This is a genomic window from Flavobacterium sediminis (assembly GCF_003148385.1).
In the GTDB taxonomy this organism is placed as follows: Bacteria; Bacteroidota; Bacteroidia; order Flavobacteriales; family Flavobacteriaceae; genus Flavobacterium; species Flavobacterium sediminis.
Genome location: NZ_CP029463.1, coordinates 2,400,898 through 2,419,540 on the forward strand (window position 1 = coordinate 2,400,898; position 18,643 = coordinate 2,419,540).

Here is an 18,643-nt window from a genome sequence, read left to right on the forward strand (position 1 = left end):
TTGGCGTTCGGTGGACTCTTAATTATTTTAAATTCTAAAAATAACTCTTATAGCAAGAAAAGAGTTATTTTTCTTTGGAGGTGTAAAACTACTCACTTTTTTTTCTCCACCAAACTTTTTTCAGATTTCTTCTCGGTCTTATTCACTCAATACCGACTAATAAACTTGAGTGAAATTATAAATTAGAAATGAATGAGTTTTAACAAAGCTGATTATTTAGGAAGTGTTTTAGAAACGCACAAAATGAAACATATCGATTCATTATTCGATAAGTTTAAAGAAAAAAGAAAAGAGATTAAAGAAGAACTTGAAGGAAAGTATGAAGAGAAGATTTATGCATCTTTTAATTCAGGTTCTTACGCAAAACACACAGCAATTAATTCTAAATTTGATTTAGATTTAGTTGTTCCTTTCAAAAGGAATTCTTTTTCAACAATTGAAGAAATGTTTAATGATGTTTATGATTTTTTGTATGAAGAATATAAAAATGAAGCATATGTTAGAAAGCAAAAAGTGTCTATTGGTGTTGAATTTTATCGTGATACAGATGGAGATATAATTCAGATTGATGTTGTTCCAGGAAGAGAATTGAGTAAAGATGCATATCCTGAAGATTATTATTTAAATATTAATATTAACACTTATGATGGTACTTATACACAAACAAATATAAATGCTCAAATTGAAAACATTAAAGGAAAACAAGATGCTAGGCAAATTATTCGTTTATTGAAGATTTGGAAATATCAAAAGAGTAAAGATTTCAAATCTTTTTTCATGGAATTAATTGTTATTAAAGCTTTTGAAAATAAAATTGTTTCTGGAAATCTTTGGGAAAAACTTAAAACTGTCTTAGAATATATTAAAGATGAAATTACTAAAGAAAATTTCACTTTAAAAGATCCTGGTAATTCAAGTAATGATATTGCCAAAACTCTTGATAGTTATCAAAAAAACTCTTTGAAAAATGATTTCCAAAATATTCTTGATAGTGTTGAATTGAATGAAGAAAATTTAAAAAATTATTTTAAAGAAAACGAAAAGTTTAAGGAAACAGAAGATAAATCAAAGAATTCATATAGAGTAAATAATTCTTCAAGTGCAATAATTCCACCTAGTAATCAATTTGGATAAAATGGATAATAGGTTAAGGATTATTGATGAAACTTTTAAAAAAGATATCTATAACCTCATAGTCAGAGAAGGCTTTGAGGTCGTAGATAGTTTTATCATCGGGAAAATAGAGTTAATTTCAGATGTTAAATCAAATGTTTTATTTGATGTAAGAGTTGAAGCTATTTACCCTTTGAAATTAGGAAATTCAGAGTCTATTTCCTTTACAAATGTTGATTTAAAAAAATATTCACATATAAATCCAGATGGTTCAGTTTGTTTTCATTCACTATCTTCTCCAGATTTAGAATATAAATTAGATAATGATATAAAAGCACTTTTGGAATGGTTTCATGAGTATTATGAATTAGAAATGGATGATAAGCATTTTGAATATCCATTTTATAGTAAGCTAAATGAAAAGAATGTTTTTTTGTTTTGTGATTCAGATTTTACACCCAAAAAAGATGATTTTGGATTTTTTTATTATACAAAGGGCTATTCAACTGAAAAAAATAATTATTTAATTCAAGGTTTAAAGAATCAAAATGATTTTTCAAAAATTAGATTTTTGTGGTCTAATTACTATGGTAACTTTAAAAATTCTTTAAAAGGAATTTATCTTATTCTAGAAAAGGCGCCTGTCTATCATAGGAATTTTTCTTTCAATAAATGGACTGATTTTAAAACTTTATTTAGTGCTAGTTTTTTAAAATTTATAAATGATTCAAAGAAGAAGTTAGAAAAGAAAGATTTAATTGAAGGAAAGTTTTTTGTATTGTTATTAGGGTATCCTATTTATGATAATAAAATTAATTATGAAATAATATTAATTGATTACTATAATTTACCAGTTTATAAAGGTGACTTAGTTGATAGCGATATTATCTGGGCTAAAGCTGTTGATAGTTCATATGATATTTTCTTTGGTCGTGGAAAACTGCATAATAGTTTGACAGAATCAAAAATTTTAGTTTTAGGTGTTGGCGCAATAGGGAGTAATTTGGCTGAATCACTTGTTAGAGGAGGATGTAAAAATGTAAGTCTATTTGATCATGATATAAAAGAAATAGGAAATATTTGTAGAGCTAAATACAATTTTTTTAGTGGTGAAAGCTTCAAAGTTGACGAGTTAGCACTTTTATTAACTAGTATTTCTCCTTTTGTAGAAATTAAAAAATACCGTAATGTTATTTTACCTCTATTAACTGATGAATTAAAAAAAAATTATTTAGAGGTTTTTGATAGATATGATTATATTTTCAATTGTACAGCTAGTAATGATGTAAATATAATTATTGATGATTTACCTATTAAAAGTCAATTATTAACCTTGTCTATTTCAAATAATGCAAATGATTTAGTTTGTATTATCGGAAATGGAAATGTTTATCAAACAAATTCTAAAATTTATAATGAGATTAATCAAGATTTAAATGACTTGTTTAATCCACAAGGTTGTTGGAATCCAACTTTTAAAGCTTCTTTTCATAATATTAATGCACTATTGAACTTTGCATTAAGTAATATTGATTACAAGTTAAAAAAGGGGTTAGAATTAAAAACTTTTATGCTTGATGTTAATGAGAGAGAGAATTATACAATCAAATTAAAAGATTAGTTTATGATAAAATCTAATAGTAAAATTGGGTTAGAGATAGAATATAACCACAATCTTTTAAATGAATTATATAAAATTGCATTAATTCATTATCCTAATGAAATTGGAGGTTACTTATTAGGTAAATATTCTGAGGATAAAAAGACTGCAATAATTGTAAAACATATTTCAGCACTTGAGTATTCAAATTCACCGGTTTCATTTAAACATGTCGTTAATGAAGAAACTAAGAGTTTGTTTTTTAAAATATTTGAAGAAGAAGGTATACATTATATAGGTGAATGGCACACACATCCAAATTCAAATTCAAGTTACAGTCAAACAGATTTCAACGCTTTAAAAAAAATAGCCCAAGGAGATATTGAAACCCCAGTTTTGTTAATTATTGGTTTTGATAAGAAAGGGATAATAGATTATAGTTTTAATGTTTTTTTTAATAAAAAAATATATAAATATGAGTGAAAACGAAAAAATAAATATGAAAAGTCTTTTTATTGGTCTACAGAAATCTATGATTGCTGATTTAGAATCGATAAGAGAAAATACTCCTCACGAACCCACCAAAGGTGATGGGAGCGAAAATATATGGTTAGAATTTTTTGAAAAATACTTACCGAAAAGGTATTCTGTTACAAAAGCCACAATTATAGATTTCGAAGGGAATAGAAGTGATGCAATTGATTTAGTAATTTATGATAAACAATATACTCCTTTTATTTTAAATAGGAAAGGAGTGATTTATTTGCCAGTTGAAAGTGTTTATGCAGTATTTGAAGCAAAACAAGACATAAATAAAGCGAATTTAGAATATGCAGCAGATAAAGTTAAAAGTGTTAGAGTTTTAAATAGAACCACTGCTCCTGTGGTTGATAGAGGAGAGATTAAAAATGCTCCAAAGTTGTTTAATATACTAGGCGGTTTTCTCTCATTGGAAAATTCTTGGGCAGATTCAATAGAAGAATCTGAACCATTTAGTAAATGTTTTGCGACATTAAGAGATGAAAGAGAAATGAATATTGGTTGTGTCTTGAATGATAAATCATTTGTTTATGATAGTACAAGAAAAATTACTTTTAGTAGTACAAATGAAACTTTAATATTTTTTTTCCTAAAGCTTTTATTAGAATTACAAAAATTAGGAACGGTAAGACCAATTGATTTAAACAAATATATAGATCAATTAGACTCTCAATAATATAAAAAAACACCAGCGTTATGCTGGTGTTTTTCAATTAGAGTAGTAGATTAATTTTCAAATAAAAACACCAATAATAATTTTGTAAGAAAATAAAATAAGAATTTCATATTTTTGATAGGTACATAATAATACAAACTATGAATCCTATATCAGCCTCATTCCGAAATCGTATTTTACAAGGAGAATCTACAGCCACAACAAGTTGGGCCCAGGAAATGGAGTATTTGTATAAGAATGGAATAGGATTAGATGAAGCTTTACACTATCTATATTTTGATAAGCCCTCTGCCGAGGATTTTGAAAAATGGATACATAAAAAAGCAGCCATGCTTATTACTGTCGATGAACAGGATGAAATGGTTTTGAGTGAAAGTGATTTGCGATTTTTTGAGACCAATGGCTATCTGGTGTTAAAGAACGCTATTGCTAAAGAAGATTGTTTATCCGCCCAACAAATTATTTGGGAATTTTTAGGAATGCAACCCGATAATCCGGATTCCTGGTATGCAACCCATCCTATGCAAAAAGGTTTGATGGTTAATTTTTTTGATCATCCGATATTGGAAAAAAACAGATCATCAGCGCGCATTAAAAAAGCGTACGAACAATTGTATCAATCTGAAAAAATATATAAAACCATTGATAAAATAAGTTTCAATCCGCCTTTAAGACCAAATTATTCTTTCAAAGGAAGTAGTCTGCATTGGGATGTTAGCCTCCGGCAACCCATACCGTTTCGATTACAAGGATTAATTTATCTTTCTGATTGTGGTCCGATGGATGGTGCTTTCCATTGTGTGCCGGGTTTTCAACACAAAATAGGGGATTGGCTAACACAGATTCCTGAAACGAAACATCCGAGAGATTATGCCGTAGAAACTTTACAACCCATTGCTATTACCGGTGAAGCAGGGGATATGGTAATCTGGGACCAATCTTTACCGCATTGTGCAACACCGAATTATGGCAAAAAACCTCGAATGGTACAATATGTAACTTATTTTGGAGAAAATTATAAAGAACCTACGGAGTGGATTTAAAATAAAAAAACCAGCATTATGCTGGTTTTTTTATTAGAGTAGTAGTTTAATCCTCCATTAAAATATCTAAAATAGTAATGGCCGCATCGCTGATTTTTGTTCCGGGACCAAAAACGGCTACTGCACCGGTATCAAATAAATATTGATAATCCTGTGCCGGAATGACACCACCAACAATTACCATAATATCTTCACGTCCGTATTTTTTCAATTCTTCAATTACTTGCGGAACTAACGTTTTGTGTCCCGCTGCCAGAGAAGAAACGCCTAAAACGTGAACGTCGTTTTCTACAGCTTGTTTAGCAGCCTCGGCCGGTGTTTGGAACAATGGTCCGATGTCTACGTCAAAACCGACATCGGCATAACCTGTAGCCACTACTTTAGCGCCACGGTCGTGTCCGTCCTGTCCCATTTTGGCAATCATAATACGAGGTCTTCGACCTTCTTTAGCAGCAAATTCATCTGCTAATTGTTTTGCTTTTTCAAAGCTTTCATCGTTTTTAATCTCTTTACTATACACGCCGCTAAAACTTCTGATTTGTGCTTTGTATCTTCCGAAAACAGTTTCTAATGCGTCACTAATTTCACCTAAAGTGGCTCTGTTACGTGCTGCATCTACTGCTAAGTCTAATAAGTTTCCGCTTCCTGTTTTGGCACATTCGGTTAATTTGGCTAAACATTTGGCTACTTTTGCATTGTCACGAGTCGCTTTAATTTGTTCTAAACGCTCAATTTGTTGTTTACGAACAACCTGGTTGTCTACTTCTAAAATATGTAAAGGATCTTCTTTTTCTAAACGGTATTTGTTTACCCCCACAATGATATCTTGTCCGCTGTCTATACGAGCTTGTTTACGGGCAGCAGCTTCTTCAATGCGTAATTTCGGGATCCCGGCTTCGATTGCTTTGGTCATCCCGCCTAATTCTTCTACTTCCTGAATTAAAGCCCAGGCTTTTTCAGCAATTTCAGCGGTCAGGCTTTCAATGTAATAGCTTCCGGCCCAAGGATCAACCGTTTTGCAAATTTTGGTTTCTTCCTGTAAATAAATCTGAGTATTTCGGGCAATACGAGCTGAGAAGTCTGTTGGTAAAGCAATCGCTTCGTCCAGCGCATTGGTGTGTAATGATTGTGTTCCGCCAAAAGCAGCAGCAGCAGCTTCAATAGCCGTACGAGCCACGTTGTTAAACGGATCCTGCTCAGTTAAACTCCATCCTGAAGTTTGGCAGTGTGTACGCAAGGCTAAAGATTTTTCACTTTTCGGATCAAATTGTTTTAATAATTTAGCCCAAAGCATACGACCGGCGCGCATTTTGGCAATTTCCATAAAATGGTTCATGCCGATAGCCCAGAAAAACGAAAGGCGAGGAGCAAAGTCGTCTACTTTCATTCCGGCAGCTAATCCGGTTCTTACATATTCTAAACCGTCAGCTAAAGTGTAGGCCAATTCAATATCGGCTGTAGCACCGGCTTCTTGCATGTGGTAACCAGAAATAGAGATCGAGTTGAATTTGGGCATGAATTTGCTTGTGTATTCAAAAATATCGGCAATAATTTTCATGGAGGGAGTAGGTGGATAAATATAGGTATTTCGCACCATGAACTCCTTTAAAATATCGTTTTGAATCGTTCCGGAAAGTAATTCCGGTTTTACACCTTGTTCTTCCGCTGCTACAATGTAGAAAGCCATGATCGGTAATACGGCACCGTTCATGGTCATGGAAACCGACATTTCTCCCAAAGGAATTTGGTCAAAAAGTATTTTCATATCTTCCACAGAATCGATAGCTACTCCTGCTTTACCGACATCCCCTACTACGCGCTCGTGGTCAGAATCGTAACCGCGGTGTGTAGCTAAGTCAAAAGCAACGGAAAGTCCTTTTTGTCCGGCAGCTAAGTTTCTTCTGTAAAAAGCATTACTTTCTTCGGCAGTTGAAAATCCGGCGTATTGACGAATGGTCCACGGGCGGCGAACGTACATGGTAGCGTAGGGACCACGAAGATTGGGTGCAAAACCTGCGACAAAACCAATGTGTTCTAAACTTTGAACATCTTCTTCAGAATAAGTCGGTTTTATTTCAATTCCTTCGGCAGTTGTGAAGTTCTCGACTCCGCTCGAACTGACAACTTCTGCCTTTTCACTTTTGATTAATTGTATATGTTGTATGTCTTTTCTCATGTTCTATTATTCTTGAGATAAACGTTCTTGTTCCATTTTTTCTGCCAATCGTTTTTCAATGATTGGCGTAACCAATGTTTTTCTCGGATTTTGTTTTACAAACGGATATAGTTCCAAATCGTTTTTCATTTGGTCATTCTTATTTGGATATTTATTGGTTCCCAATAAAATTTCTTTTCCGTTTTCAAATAATTCTTGTTCTTTCTGAGCGCTTTCAGCAATTTTACGCTGAATAGTTCCTTCTATTAATTGTGTGATGAAACCGCCGTTTGCTTCAATATCTTTGAATAAAGCCAAAGCTTTTTCGGCTAATTGTTCCGTTAATGTTTCAATATAGTAGGCGCCGTCAGCCGGATTGTTCACTTTGTCAAAATAACTTTCGTTCTTTAGAACTAAAAGTTGGTTTCTTGAAATTCTGTCGCCAAATTCATTGTCTTTGTGGTAAAGAGCATCGTAGGCTAAATTACTAACAGCATTGGCTCCGCCTAAGATAGCTGACATACATTCGGTTGTAGTACGAAGTAAATTAACGTTGTAATCGTATAACGTTTTGTTTCGTTTAGTAGGTGTGGCAATGATTTGACAATCAGAAGTATGATTGTATTCCTTAGCTAATATATTGAACAACATGCGCAAAGCTCTCAATTTTGCAATTTCAAAGAAGTAATTAGAGCCTACAGCAATTTCGATGGTAATTGGGGTATTGATATTTTCGATACGGTTAAAATATTCATTAACATGAGCTAAAGTGTACGCAATTTGCTGAACAATATTGGCTCCGGCATTTTGATACGTTACCGCATTAATGTTTAAAAAAGGGAGGCTGTTTTTTGTGGCTATTTGATTTAATTTCGCAAAATCATTTTCCAGATTTTCAAACCAGTTTCCTTCTTTAGCCAGTTCTCCGATGCTATCAATTAAAAGTGTGATCTGGTATTTATTTTGCTTGCTGAACGATTCGATTTTAGTTACGAAATCGTTTGAGAGAAAAGGCAAATAAAAATAGTAAAGAATAGTTTCGTTAGGCAGGTCAGAAAATAAGTCTTCTAAAGAGATATTTTCGTTCTCAATTGAAAAACGGATGCTTTCTGCTCCGCGGTTCAAAGTATCTTTGGCCTTTTCATTGGCTTTGTTTACATCGTGAACAAAGATTTTTTGCAGAATTTTAAAATCGGCTACATCTGTGGAAACCGTTACGTTATTTTCAAATTCGTCAACGTGGTAAAACGGTTTTACTTTAATACCTTCCGGACTTTCCCAAACGAGGGTTTCGTTGTAGTCGGCACCTTTAAGTTCAAACTGAATTTTTTGCTTCCATTCTTTAGAAGAAACGGCATTAAATTCGTTAAACAATTTTTCACTTTCCATAATCAATTAAGCTTGGTTTGTCTGTTAAAAATCAGATGTGTCGTCTTTAGGGTTGGTATCATCTTCATATTCTATGACGTAAACATCTTCATTCGCTCTTTTCATATAATATTTTTCGCGAGCGTATTTTTCTATCTGATCAGCATTTTTTAATTTTTTAATTTTGATGCTGTCTTTTGTAATTTCTTTTTGGTAATAGCTGATGTTATCCTCTAATTCCTCAATCTGTTTGTCTAAAACACGGCTTTCAAGGTAAGAGTAGTTATCCAGAAACAGTATCCAAAGAATGAACAGAACGGAGGCCAAAACATATCTGTTTCCTAAGTATTTAAGGAAAGGAAAATGGTTGACTATGTTCTTTAGTTTTTTCAATTAATGGATTCTTTGTTTGATTACGGCTCTTACAACGTCTATGGCAACCGTATTGTATTTGTCGTTAGGAATAATGATATCGGCAAAAGCCTTAGTGGGCTCAATGAACTGTTCGTGCATTGGTTTTAATGTGGTTTGGTAGCGGTTTAAAACTTCTTCCATATCTCTTCCTCTTTCGGCAATATCTCTTTTTAGGCGTCTGATCAGTCTTTCGTCTGAATCGGCATGAACGTATACTTTGATATCGAACATATCACGCAATTCAGGGTTGGTTAAGATCAGGATGCCTTCAACGATCATCACTTTTCTGGGATGTGTTACAATGCTATCATCTGTACGATCGTGTGTTACAAATGAATACACGGGCTGTTCAATGGTTTTTCCGGCTTTTAACTCTTTTAAGTGTTGAACTAATAAATCGAAATCAATTGCTCTCGGATGGTCAAAATTAATTTTTGTACGCTCTTCATAAGAGAGGTGGTGTGTTTCTTTATAATAAGAATCCTGAGAAATAATTCCAACTTCAGTGGACGGTAATTCATTCATAATTTGGTGAACTACAGTAGTTTTTCCACTACCGGTTCCGCCGGCAATACCAATAATTAACATTCAGTGTTTTTATTTGTTATATACAAAGCAAAAATAACTAATTCTAAAATATAAAGCTTTACTTTTTATTTTTTTATGGTAAATTATTATAGTTCTAAGTGCTATATAGATTGAATTCAAAGAAGAAAGTGTGTAAATAATAAAAGACTTTCAGTACTGAAAGTCTTTTATTATTGGGAGCACTCTGTAGAAAGCAAATGATTAATTATATTGTTGTTGGGATCTTTTAATTTACTGGAGGAAAGCTATAATCAATTTCTCCTTTACTGTTGAGAAAATTAATTTTTGCGTTTCCTAATGAATCGACTAAGAGTTGAAGCCTTGTATTCCCTTGTCCGTCGCAAAGGTTTAGTATTGCAGATTTATTAGTATCTCTACCTATGAAAACCCGATTTGCAAATGCAGGATGTCCCTCGGTCGGCTCCATTAATTGTTTGATGGCTTGTTCTTTTTCAGTTTCTTCTAAAGAAGACTCTATTATTTCTTTGAATTTTGAATTCCATTCAGCAAAAATGGGCTTTTCTTGCCAATCATCTATATACAAACCGGTTTTCTTTGTTCCATTTTCATCTGAATATTGTAAATAAAGGACTTGGTTTTGATTGTATTGATCAAAAGAAAGATGACCATAAGCTTCATAGTTGTTGTTTAAAGTATCTGTTTTTCCGGCAAAAATAAGTCCTCCTGCCTCTGTTCCTTCTTCATTAAAAAAGATAATTCCTGTTCTATTTCCTCCTTGTAGACCAAAAGGTTTACCATACGACAGGGGAGCAGGAGACATTTCCTTATTAGATATGGTCATTCTGAGAGTTCCATCATTTTCTAAAACGTTTATTCTTTTTACACTTATTTCGTTAAAGGTTTGGTTTTTATCAGTATAGATTCTGAAAAATAGGCCAAAAATCAAAATCAAAGAAATAAATACAGAATATATAATTAAAAAAAGGATCTGCTTTTTTACCTTATAGAAATCGTTTTGTGAGTTCATTTATTGAGTTTAATTAAAATAGGAATACTATTTAAAGGTTGATTAAATCAAATAATTAATTATTGTCAGCGAAACTAAGAGAACATAGGAAATTGTTTTAGAAAAAAGATTTGAAGTATCCTTTTTTTAGGTTGAAAGTGACATTGAAGAGTATTTTTAAATTATTCACTCCTCTCTTTTAGAAAATTTTATGCTTTTTAGAAAAAGATCTAATAATATAAATAAAAAACGTCATTGCTGAAAGTTTTTTATTGTTGTGTACATTCTGAAGAAAGCAAATGATTAATTGTATGGTTTCAAAGTGGTTTTTATTTTACAGGAGTAGAGTGATTCGAATACCAGTAAAGTTTCTCCTGTCTGAAAAAATCTATTGTCTGTTCCAAATACCCTTTTGGATTATTGGAACTTTCTTTCAAACTGAAATGAGTATTCTCTCCGTTATTTCCAGAATTATAGTATTATTTATCTGAATGTAACTAAATGTCTTGTTGTAACTTTATAAGTTACTTCATTTCTTGAAATGTTTTTGCTTGTTGCCAAAAATAGGCATCCGTATATTGTCTTAAAATTATTCACAACTTAGGAGCATAAAGCAAAGCGATACGACGGTAAACGAAATACAAACATCAAACTCTAATGTCTCTTATACTGATGCTAAAACTGATCTTGATTTGACATTGCGATTGCCAGAAGTCAGACATTGATTAAAAGAGGATTCTCAGATAATAACGTTATCCCAATCTTCGTCTGATTATGTTAAATCTCATTTGATGATGTTTTGCTAGTTAAGTGACACAATAATATTTTGTATATTTGTCTTCGCTTTAGGGGTATTCTGAAAAGAATTGAGAGAGTCCCTTTGAACCTGATACGGCTTACACCGACGTAGGGAAAAGCAAAAAAAGACTTCTTGTACAAAAGTTGTTTCTTTCTTTTGTTTTCAGTTTTTTCCTAAAGCTATTTTTACCTCATAAATAGATTATAACAATGGAAAAAACACTTTGGGAATACATTCAATCAGTAAAAGATCAATCTCCGTTAATACACAATATTACCAACTATGTGGTGATGAACAATACGGCCAATGCTTTACTTGCGGTTGGTGCTTCTCCTGTAATGGCTCATGCAAAATCTGAAATTAAAGATATGGCAAGTATTGCCAGTGCTGTATTAATTAACATTGGTACGCTGGATGAATATTGGTCTGAAGCGATGTTGATAGCAGCGAAAGCAGCCCATACTTTAAACAAGCCTTGGGTGCTCGACCCTGTAGGCGCCGGAGCAACACCTTATAGAAATGAAATCCTCCAAAAACTATTACAATACCGCCCTACGGTAATTAGGGGGAATGCGTCTGAAATATTAGCTCTTGCCAAATCGAACTCATCTGTCACGAAAGGAGTAGATAGTATTGCTTTAAGTAATGAAGCTGTTCAGGCAGCTCTTGATTTAGTAAATGATTATGGATCAATTGTTTGTATTTCAGGAGCAACAGATATTATTTTGAATGACAGTGGGCAAATCTACTTTATTAAGAATGGTCACCCTATGATGACCAAAGTGACAGGACTGGGATGTACCGCTTCAGCTTTAACAGCTGCTTTTATTGCTGTGACAGAAAACAAAACAGAAGCAACCACCGCGGCTATGGCTTTACTGGGTATAGCGGGTGAACTCGCCGAAAAACAGTCTTCCGGACCGGGAAGTCTGCAAATGAATCTATTGGATAAATTATATGCTGTAACAGAAACCGAATTTAGCGGATACCTTAAAGTTGCAATGGAATGAAAGAACAATCCACATTCCCATATAAACTCTATTTAATTATTTCCCAAGCGGATTGTAGCGACCGAAATTTTCTTACTGTTGCAGAACAGGCTATTTTGGGCGGTGTAGATATCATCCAACTAAGGGAAAAGAATGATGAAACGGATATATTTGTTCGCAAGGCATTCCAACTAAAAGAAATCACCGATAAATATCAAATTCCTCTTATTATCAATGATAATTTTGAAGTCGCAAAAAAAGTAGAAGCTACCGGCATACACGTAGGAAATACAGATATTGCCCCTGTTGAGGTTAAAAAACAATGGTGTAACATCAAACAAATAGGTTATTCCATAGAATCTATTGATCAATTGGAAAATGAACAAACGGTCGTTGCTGATTATTTGGGTATTAGTCCCGTTTTTAAAACATCGACGAAAACCGATACCATTACTGAATGGGGACTTGAGGGAATCAGAACGATAAGAAAGCTTACAGATAAACCTTTGGTTGCCATAGGCAATCTCCATCGACATAATGTAAAATCTGTAATAAATGCCGGAGCAGATTGTATTGCAGTGGTTTCTGCGATATGTGGTGCAACCGACCCTCAAAAAGCAGCATATGAATTAAAAAATGAAATTTTAAAATGAAAAAATATCAATACCCTTCCGTATTAACCATTGCAGGTTTTGACGGTGGTGGTGGTGCGGGAATTCAGGCGGATATTAAGACCATCTCAGCTTTAGGCTGTTATGCGACCTCTGTTTTAACTGCATTACCTGTACAGAACACACAAGGTGTAAAAAATATATTTCCTATTCCTATAAAAGCGGTAGCCGAACAGCTCGAAACCGTTATGGAAGATATTGTTCCCAATGCCATAAAAATAGGTATGGTACATACCCGGAACTGGTTGATGTTATTGTGCAAACATTGCAAAAACATAGTCAAATTCCTGTCGTGTTCGATCCTGTAATGGTGGCTACCAGTGGTCATCGCCTTATCGAGGAAGAGACGATTAACGTTATTATTGAAAAGCTATTGCCCATTGCAGATATTATTACTCCTAATATGGATGAGGCAGCTATTCTTGCTCAGATGGAAGTAGAGACCTTAGACGATATGCAGTTGGCTGTAGAGCGTATCAAAAAAATGGGGTGTAAAAATATCTTGTTGAAAGGAGGTCATCAAAAAACAACAATTATTACTTCGTTGTTGTTAGATGGGGAAAATAATTATCATTCCTTTGAATTTAATAAAATTGAAACCCGCAATACACACGGTTCAGGTTGTACTTTGTCTTCCGCCATAGCTGCATTTCTGGCTTTAGAGAAAAATATGTATGAGGCTGTGGAACTTGGTCAGCAATATGTGTATAATGCTATAAAATATGGCGCCGATACACAAACCGGAAAAGGAAACGGCCCTTTAAATCACTTTTTTAATCCCAAAAAACTTATTAAAAATGAAATGGTCTGAAAAAACTTGGCTATCTATTGACGGAATTTATGAATCTATTCTCAAAATGCCTTTTATTGAAGAGTTATCAGACGGTAGCCTTCCTATGCATAAATTTCAGTTTTATATGTTACAAGATTCTTTATATCTGGAACATTTCGGAAGAGCTCTTGCTCTTATCGGAGCCAAAGCCTATCATATTAACGATACGTTAGCATATATACGGTTTGCAGAAAATGCCATTGTGGTAGAAAACGCATTGCACGAATCCTATTTTAAAGATTTCAGGGTATCCGATAAAGGAATTATTCAGCCTGCGTGCCATCATTATACTCATTTCTTAAAAAGTACCGCCGCTTTTGAAACAGTTGAAGTGGCTATGGCTGCAACATTACCATGCTTTTGGATTTATAAAAATGTGGGAGAATATATCCATGCCCGCTACCAATCTTCTAATAACCCTTTTGAGAAGTGGATTGCAACGTATGGTGGAGAAGATTTTACTGAAGCTGTAAACAAGGCGGTAGCAATTTGCGATAGAGCTGCTCAAAATACGACTCCTGCAATTAGACAAAAGATGACCGAAGCCTTTATTACAGCATCTCGTATGGAATATCAGTTTTGGGATGCCGCTTATAAAATGAAGCGGTGGGAATCGTAAGTAACAACTTCAAAAAATTGAATAATAATGGAATTTAGTTTAAAACAAACAATCGAAATATTAGAAACAACTCCTTTTGTAATAGAATCCTACCTACTCAGGCTATCTAAAGAGTGGGTAGAAAATAACGAAGGGAAAGATACCTGGAGTCCGTATGATGTTCTCGGGCATTTGATCCACGGTGAAAAAACAGATTGGATGGTACGTATCAATATAATTTTAAGTGAATCGGAAAACAAACTTTTTAAATCATTTGACCGGTTTGCTCAGTTAAAAGAAGAACAAAATCTACCGATAGAAAAAATAATTTTAGAATTCAAAAACTTGAGAAAGAAGAATCTAGCTGAGTTAGCTTCTTTACATATCACAGAAAGAGACTTAAGCCGTATCGGAGTCCATCCGGAATTAGGAGAAGTAAGTCTTCAACAATTATTAGCTACTTGGGCAGTGCATGATTTAGGCCACATAGCCCAAATTTCACGTGTCATGGCAAAACAATATGTTAAAGAAGTTGGTCCTTGGGAAGCATATTTGGGTATTTTGAAAAAATAAAACCGGACAAGATGAATCGTAAAGACAACAAAGCCGTGATTTTTGATATGGATGGAGTTATAATTGATACCGAAAATATTTGGAAACAAGCAGAAGAAGAAGTTTTTTCGTCGCTCGGAGTGAAGGTAAGTGAAGCATACACTAAAATAACCCAATCGATGACAACTGCTGAAGTTACTCAATTTTGGTATGAAAAGTTTCCCTGGCAACAAACGAGTTTACAGGAAGTGGAGCAAAGGGTTGTATCAAGGGTTGTTGAACTAATTCAATCAGAAACGTGTTTAATAAAAGGGGTGAAAGTTTTTATTGAGAGGTTAAAATCTGAAAATTATAAAATTGGATTAGCAACCAATTCACCTTATGCAATTATTCCAATTGTTTTAGAAAAGTTAAAAATCACACATTTATTTGATACCATTTCTTCGGCAGAATTTGAAAAAAACGGAAAGCCGGATCCCGCAATTTATATTACCACAGCTAAAAAATTAGGCGTAAAACCTAAGAACTGTTTCGTTATTGAAGATTCATATTCGGGAATGCTTGCTGCCAAGAATGCAGGAATGTCAGTTGCTGCTTTCACAAATGGAAATAGGAACGTAACCTTTGAAATAGCAGATTGTAGTATCAATAGTTTTGAAGAGGATAAGGTGACCATAATAATTCAGTTCTTACGATAGTCTAAAAACCAAAAGCCTTGTAAATCATGCAATTTACAAGGCTTTAATTGATTTTCGTCGGGGTGGCAGGATTCGAACCTGCGACCTCCTGGTCCCAAACCAGGCGCGATGACCGGGCTACGCTACACCCCGAAAATTGTGAGTGCAAATATATAGCTAATTTTTAATTTACAAAATGTTTTTTGAAATAAAATCAATTTATTTTATCATAATGAATTCTAATCAAATTTTAAGGAATTTTTCTTTCGAATAGTTTAAATTTGCTTCTCTAATAAAAAAATGAATTATGGCTGATACAATAGAAAAAGTAAAATGCTTAATAATAGGTTCAGGTCCTGCAGGTTATACAGCCGCTATTTATGCGGCGAGAGCTAATATGAATCCGGTGTTATACCAAGGGCAACAGCCGGGAGGACAGTTGACCACAACTAATGATGTAGAAAATTTCCCGGGGTATCCGGATGGAATTTCGGGACCGGAAATGATGATTCAATTACAGGCTCAGGCTAAACGTTTCGGAACAGATATTCGTGACGGCTGGGTTACTAAAGTTGATTTTTCGGCTGCTCCGCATAAAATTTGGGTTAATGAAACAACAGAGATCCATGCTGATACGGTAATCATTTCTACAGGAGCATCTGCAAAGTATTTAGGTTTACCGTCAGAACAACATTATTTGCAACTCGGAGGTGGTGTTTCTGCTTGTGCGGTTTGTGATGGTTTTTTCTATAGAAATCAGGAAGTAGTGATCGTTGGAGCAGGGGATAGTGCTTGTGAAGAAGCTCATTATTTATCGAAAATTTGTAAAAAAGTAACCATGTTGGTTAGAAGTGATAAATTCAGAGCTTCCAGAATTATGGAAGAGCGCGTTCGCAAAACAGAGAATATTGAAATTTTATTGAATACAGAAACAGAAGAGGTTTTGGGGGATGGTAATGTTGTAACCGGAGTTAAAGCAAAGAACAGAGCTTCCGGAAACATAACTGAAATTACGGCAACAGGTTTCTTTGTAGCTATTGGACACAAACCTAATACAGATATTTTTGCTGATTATTTAAAATTAGACGAAACGGGATATATTGTTAATGAATGCGGAAGTACAAAAACAAATGTTCCTGGGGTGTTTGTTGCCGGTGATGCCGCTGATCATGTTTACAGACAAGCAATTACTGCAGCCGGAACAGGATGTATGGCAGCACTGGATGCTGAGCGTTATTTAGCTTCTAAAGAGTAAAGTTAATCTGAAATTTATAAACAAAGAATCCAGCATATAGCTGGATTTTTTTTATGAAGATAGTATCACTATTTTTCTTTTTTATACAAAGTAGCATTATTGGTAAATTGCACCATTTCAATTTTAGGTTGACCGTATAATTCAATTTCTGCTTTTCCTGATGCTGAAATGGTAATTTGGTCAATAACATTGACACGAGTTTTAACATATCCTTCAACTGTAAGATCCAGTTGTTTTAAGGTAAGATTATCAGAAGTTAAAGAAGCACTGTTGTCAAGTCTTATTTTTGCTTGTGCTGCATCTCCTTCTATTTCAGCTTCACTATTTTCATACATGTCTAATTTGAATTCCGGAGAAGCAATTAAAGCTTTTAGTTCAGCATTGTTGCTTAATTCTAAGGTAGTGCTTTGTGCTTTAACATTAAGTTCTGCTTCGGATTTATCACTTAGGATAAGAGTGAAATAGGTAGAATTTACATTAAGGTAAGAACGGGATTTGCCGTAGTTTTTAACGGTTACGTTTTCACCTTGTAACTCATTTAGTGCGTTGATTACAGTTTCTCCTTTTGCAACAACCAGTTTCAGATCGTTAGTGTAATTGATTCGGATAGAAAATTTTTTGGCACTGATAACATGTTTCAAACTATATACTTTCAATGTGTTGCTTGCAACTGAAAAGTTAATGGCGTCATGAAGATTATCATCAGCTTCAATTTCAACGGAAGGTTTGTCACCTTTTACTAAATAGACTTCTAAGTTATCGTCTATTTCAATATTTTCGAAATTTTCTATTTCATTAATAGTATGTGTGACAATTTTTGAACCTTTTACTTTTTCTTTCTTTTGTGCCTGAGTTAAAAAAGTAACACTGAAAACTAATAGGGTAAGTACTGCTGATCTCTTCATTTTTGTTGGATTTGGTCAATCTATTACAAATACTGTTCCAAATGGAATCTTTGCAAACAAACCTACACAAAAAAGATCGGTGAACCAAAAATATGATATAATTTTTTGTATAAAAAAACATCGGTAAAAACCGATGTTTATACTTTGCTTTTGGTGAAACTTATTGCAGGCTGACACTGCCTCCCGAGCTTTTATCTGTCGTGATCCTTTTAGGTTGGCTCACATACGTGATGGAAGCACCGCTTGAGGCATCAGCTTTCAGGTTTTCAGTTGGATTTACATGAGTAGAGCTTCCGCTTGAAGCTTCGGAATCAACATTTTGAGCAACAAGGTTTTCAAGATTCATACTGCTTCCGCTGGAAGAATCCGTTTCAAGAGAAACTGTTTGTCCGTTTAGTTTCATAGTACTTCCGCTACTGCTCTCACAATCTATTTTTTGAGCTTCAACGGAAAAAGTAAGGCTGCTACCGCTGCTGGAATCAAAATCTACAGTTTTACAGTGAAAAGTATTTGCTGAAGTCACATTGGCTCCGCTAGACGATGATAATTCAGTAAGTTCAGGTAATGTGATATAAACTTTTTTGGCGGAGCTTTTACGGATATTAGCATCTGAATATACTTCCAAGTAGCCTTCTTTTACTTCTGTGAAAATATGATCCTGTAAGTTTTCGTCTGCTTCAATAGTTATGCTCTGATCCGGACTTTGTTTAACAATTACCTGTAAACCTGTTTTTGCTTTTATTGCAGTAAAAGGTTCTGTGATAGTTCTGTTTACAGTTACAACATTTCCGTTTCCGCTTACAGATTGGAAATTGGAATTGAACTTAGTGCACGAATTCATCAAGATCCCGATAAGTATCAGGATGATAACTTTTGTAAATTCTACAATGATTTTAAGCAT

18 protein-coding genes, 1 tRNA gene, 1 pseudogene and 1 riboswitch are annotated in these 18,643 nt (G+C 34.0%); of the genes and pseudogenes, 12 read left to right on the plus strand and 8 right to left on the minus strand.

Annotated elements, in window-relative coordinates; genetic code table 11:
- The first annotated feature begins 192 nt into the window (after positions 1-192).
- From DI487_RS11050 to DI487_RS11070, 5 genes are all read left to right on the plus strand, one after another.
- Positions 193-1,134: an SMODS domain-containing nucleotidyltransferase gene (locus DI487_RS11050; RefSeq protein WP_109569697.1), complete on the plus strand. Its 942-nt coding sequence runs from the start codon at positions 193-195 to the stop codon at positions 1,132-1,134.
- Position 1,135: 1 nt separating this feature from the next.
- Positions 1,136-2,734, plus strand: coding sequence for a ThiF family adenylyltransferase (locus DI487_RS11055; RefSeq protein ID WP_109569698.1), 1,599 nt, complete (start codon positions 1,136-1,138; stop codon positions 2,732-2,734).
- A 3-nt stretch (positions 2,735-2,737) separates the two neighbouring features.
- Entirely contained in the window at positions 2,738-3,196 is a 459-nt protein-coding gene (locus DI487_RS11060) for a Mov34/MPN/PAD-1 family protein (protein WP_109569699.1), read from the plus strand.
- A complete protein-coding gene (locus DI487_RS11065) occupies positions 3,189-3,929 on the plus strand; it encodes a DUF6602 domain-containing protein (RefSeq protein WP_146193452.1) in 741 nt (246 codons plus the stop codon). Before DI487_RS11060 ends, DI487_RS11065 begins: the two co-directional genes overlap by 8 nt.
- Positions 3,930-4,069: 140 nt before the next feature.
- Positions 4,070-4,972, plus strand: coding sequence for a phytanoyl-CoA dioxygenase family protein (locus tag DI487_RS11070; protein ID WP_109569701.1), 903 nt, complete (start codon positions 4,070-4,072; stop codon positions 4,970-4,972).
- A gap of 46 nt (positions 4,973-5,018) precedes the next feature.
- Here the strand turns inward: DI487_RS11070 and scpA are convergent, their stop codons facing one another.
- From scpA to DI487_RS11095, 5 genes are all read right to left on the minus strand, one after another.
- The gene (gene scpA, locus DI487_RS11075; RefSeq protein WP_109569702.1) at positions 5,019-7,148 is read right to left on the minus strand and encodes a methylmalonyl-CoA mutase; all 2,130 of its coding nucleotides are present in this window, start codon (positions 7,146-7,148) and stop codon (positions 5,019-5,021) included.
- A 6-nt stretch (positions 7,149-7,154) separates the two neighbouring features.
- Entirely contained in the window at positions 7,155-8,516 is a 1,362-nt protein-coding gene (locus DI487_RS11080) for a methylmalonyl-CoA mutase subunit beta (protein ID WP_109569703.1), read from the minus strand.
- Positions 8,517-8,540: 24 nt separating this feature from the next.
- The gene (locus DI487_RS11085) at positions 8,541-8,888 is read right to left on the minus strand and encodes an FtsB family cell division protein (RefSeq protein ID WP_245896359.1); all 348 of its coding nucleotides are present in this window, start codon (positions 8,886-8,888) and stop codon (positions 8,541-8,543) included.
- Positions 8,889-9,497: a uridine kinase gene (gene udk / locus DI487_RS11090; protein WP_109569704.1), complete on the minus strand. Its 609-nt coding sequence runs from the start codon at positions 9,495-9,497 to the stop codon at positions 8,889-8,891.
- A gap of 226 nt (positions 9,498-9,723) precedes the next feature.
- The gene (locus tag DI487_RS11095) at positions 9,724-10,485 is read right to left on the minus strand and encodes a hypothetical protein (protein WP_109569705.1); all 762 of its coding nucleotides are present in this window, start codon (positions 10,483-10,485) and stop codon (positions 9,724-9,726) included.
- An 816-nt stretch (positions 10,486-11,301) separates the two neighbouring features.
- Positions 11,302-11,394, plus strand: a riboswitch (TPP riboswitch).
- A 78-nt stretch (positions 11,395-11,472) separates the two neighbouring features.
- On the opposite strand from DI487_RS11095, the gene thiM reads away from it, so the two are divergent.
- The 6 genes and pseudogenes from thiM to hxpB all read left to right on the plus strand — a co-directional run bounded on the left by thiM (position 11,473) and on the right by hxpB (position 15,603).
- A complete protein-coding gene (gene thiM, locus DI487_RS11100; protein WP_179948678.1) occupies positions 11,473-12,273 on the plus strand; it encodes a hydroxyethylthiazole kinase in 801 nt (266 codons plus the stop codon).
- Positions 12,270-12,905: a thiamine phosphate synthase gene (gene thiE, locus DI487_RS11105; RefSeq protein WP_109569707.1), complete on the plus strand. Its 636-nt coding sequence runs from the start codon at positions 12,270-12,272 to the stop codon at positions 12,903-12,905. Before thiM ends, thiE begins: the two co-directional genes overlap by 4 nt.
- A pseudogene (gene thiD / locus DI487_RS11110) lies at positions 12,902-13,734 on the plus strand (bifunctional hydroxymethylpyrimidine kinase/phosphomethylpyrimidine kinase). Before thiE ends, thiD begins: the two are co-directional and overlap by 4 nt.
- Positions 13,721-14,374: a thiaminase II gene (gene tenA, locus DI487_RS11115; protein ID WP_109569708.1), complete on the plus strand. Its 654-nt coding sequence runs from the start codon at positions 13,721-13,723 to the stop codon at positions 14,372-14,374. The pseudogene thiD and the gene tenA overlap by 14 nt, the downstream one beginning before the upstream one ends.
- Positions 14,375-14,401: 27 nt before the next feature.
- Entirely contained in the window at positions 14,402-14,926 is a 525-nt protein-coding gene (locus DI487_RS11120) for a DinB family protein (RefSeq protein ID WP_109569709.1), read from the plus strand.
- Positions 14,927-14,937: 11 nt separating this feature from the next.
- Entirely contained in the window at positions 14,938-15,603 is a 666-nt protein-coding gene (hxpB, locus tag DI487_RS11125) for a hexitol phosphatase HxpB (RefSeq protein WP_109569710.1), read from the plus strand.
- 57 nt (positions 15,604-15,660) lie between these two features.
- Here hxpB and DI487_RS11130 read toward each other — a convergent pair.
- A tRNA-Pro gene (locus DI487_RS11130) sits at positions 15,661-15,735 on the minus strand.
- A gap of 154 nt (positions 15,736-15,889) precedes the next feature.
- On the opposite strand from DI487_RS11130, the gene trxB reads away from it, so the two are divergent.
- Positions 15,890-16,837 carry a thioredoxin-disulfide reductase gene (trxB, locus tag DI487_RS11135; protein WP_109569711.1) on the plus strand — a complete coding sequence of 316 codons (948 nt, stop codon included), beginning with the start codon at positions 15,890-15,892 and terminating at the stop codon, positions 16,835-16,837.
- Positions 16,838-16,905: 68 nt separating this feature from the next.
- Here the strand turns inward: trxB and DI487_RS11140 are convergent, their stop codons facing one another.
- Positions 16,906-17,742 carry a GIN domain-containing protein gene (locus DI487_RS11140; protein ID WP_109569712.1) on the minus strand — a complete coding sequence of 279 codons (837 nt, stop codon included), beginning with the start codon at positions 17,740-17,742 and terminating at the stop codon, positions 16,906-16,908.
- Between the two features lie 160 nt (positions 17,743-17,902).
- Positions 17,903-18,643, minus strand: coding sequence for a head GIN domain-containing protein (locus DI487_RS11145; RefSeq protein WP_109569713.1), 741 nt, complete (start codon positions 18,641-18,643; stop codon positions 17,903-17,905).

Excerpts from the sequence above, each read along its gene's own strand:
- DI487_RS11070 (WP_109569701.1), top strand. The coding sequence starts at position 4,070 with ATGAATCCTATATCAGCCTCATTCCGAAATCGTATTTTACAAGGAGAA.
- hxpB (WP_109569710.1), top strand. The coding sequence starts at position 14,938 with ATGAATCGTAAAGACAACAAAGCCGTGATTTTTGATATGGATGGAGTT.
- scpA (WP_109569702.1), bottom strand. The coding sequence starts at position 7,148 with ATGAGAAAAGACATACAACATATACAATTAATCAAAAGTGAAAAGGCA.
- DI487_RS11095 (WP_109569705.1), bottom strand. The coding sequence starts at position 10,485 with ATGAACTCACAAAACGATTTCTATAAGGTAAAAAAGCAGATCCTTTTT.
- DI487_RS11065 (WP_146193452.1), top strand. The coding sequence starts at position 3,189 with ATGAGTGAAAACGAAAAAATAAATATGAAAAGTCTTTTTATTGGTCTA.
- DI487_RS11145 (WP_109569713.1), bottom strand. The coding sequence starts at position 18,643 with ATGCTTAAAATCATTGTAGAATTTACAAAAGTTATCATCCTGATACTT.
- DI487_RS11050 (WP_109569697.1), top strand. The coding sequence starts at position 193 with ATGAGTTTTAACAAAGCTGATTATTTAGGAAGTGTTTTAGAAACGCAC.
- DI487_RS11055 (WP_109569698.1), top strand. The coding sequence starts at position 1,136 with ATGGATAATAGGTTAAGGATTATTGATGAAACTTTTAAAAAAGATATC.
- trxB (WP_109569711.1), top strand. The coding sequence starts at position 15,890 with ATGGCTGATACAATAGAAAAAGTAAAATGCTTAATAATAGGTTCAGGT.
- DI487_RS11060 (WP_109569699.1), top strand. The coding sequence starts at position 2,738 with ATGATAAAATCTAATAGTAAAATTGGGTTAGAGATAGAATATAACCAC.
- DI487_RS11140 (WP_109569712.1), bottom strand. The coding sequence starts at position 17,742 with ATGAAGAGATCAGCAGTACTTACCCTATTAGTTTTCAGTGTTACTTTT.
- udk (WP_109569704.1), bottom strand. The coding sequence starts at position 9,497 with ATGTTAATTATTGGTATTGCCGGCGGAACCGGTAGTGGAAAAACTACT.
- DI487_RS11120 (WP_109569709.1), top strand. The coding sequence starts at position 14,402 with ATGGAATTTAGTTTAAAACAAACAATCGAAATATTAGAAACAACTCCT.
- thiM (WP_179948678.1), top strand. The coding sequence starts at position 11,473 with ATGGAAAAAACACTTTGGGAATACATTCAATCAGTAAAAGATCAATCT.
- tenA (WP_109569708.1), top strand. The coding sequence starts at position 13,721 with ATGAAATGGTCTGAAAAAACTTGGCTATCTATTGACGGAATTTATGAA.
- thiE (WP_109569707.1), top strand. The coding sequence starts at position 12,270 with ATGAAAGAACAATCCACATTCCCATATAAACTCTATTTAATTATTTCC.
- DI487_RS11080 (WP_109569703.1), bottom strand. The coding sequence starts at position 8,516 with ATGGAAAGTGAAAAATTGTTTAACGAATTTAATGCCGTTTCTTCTAAA.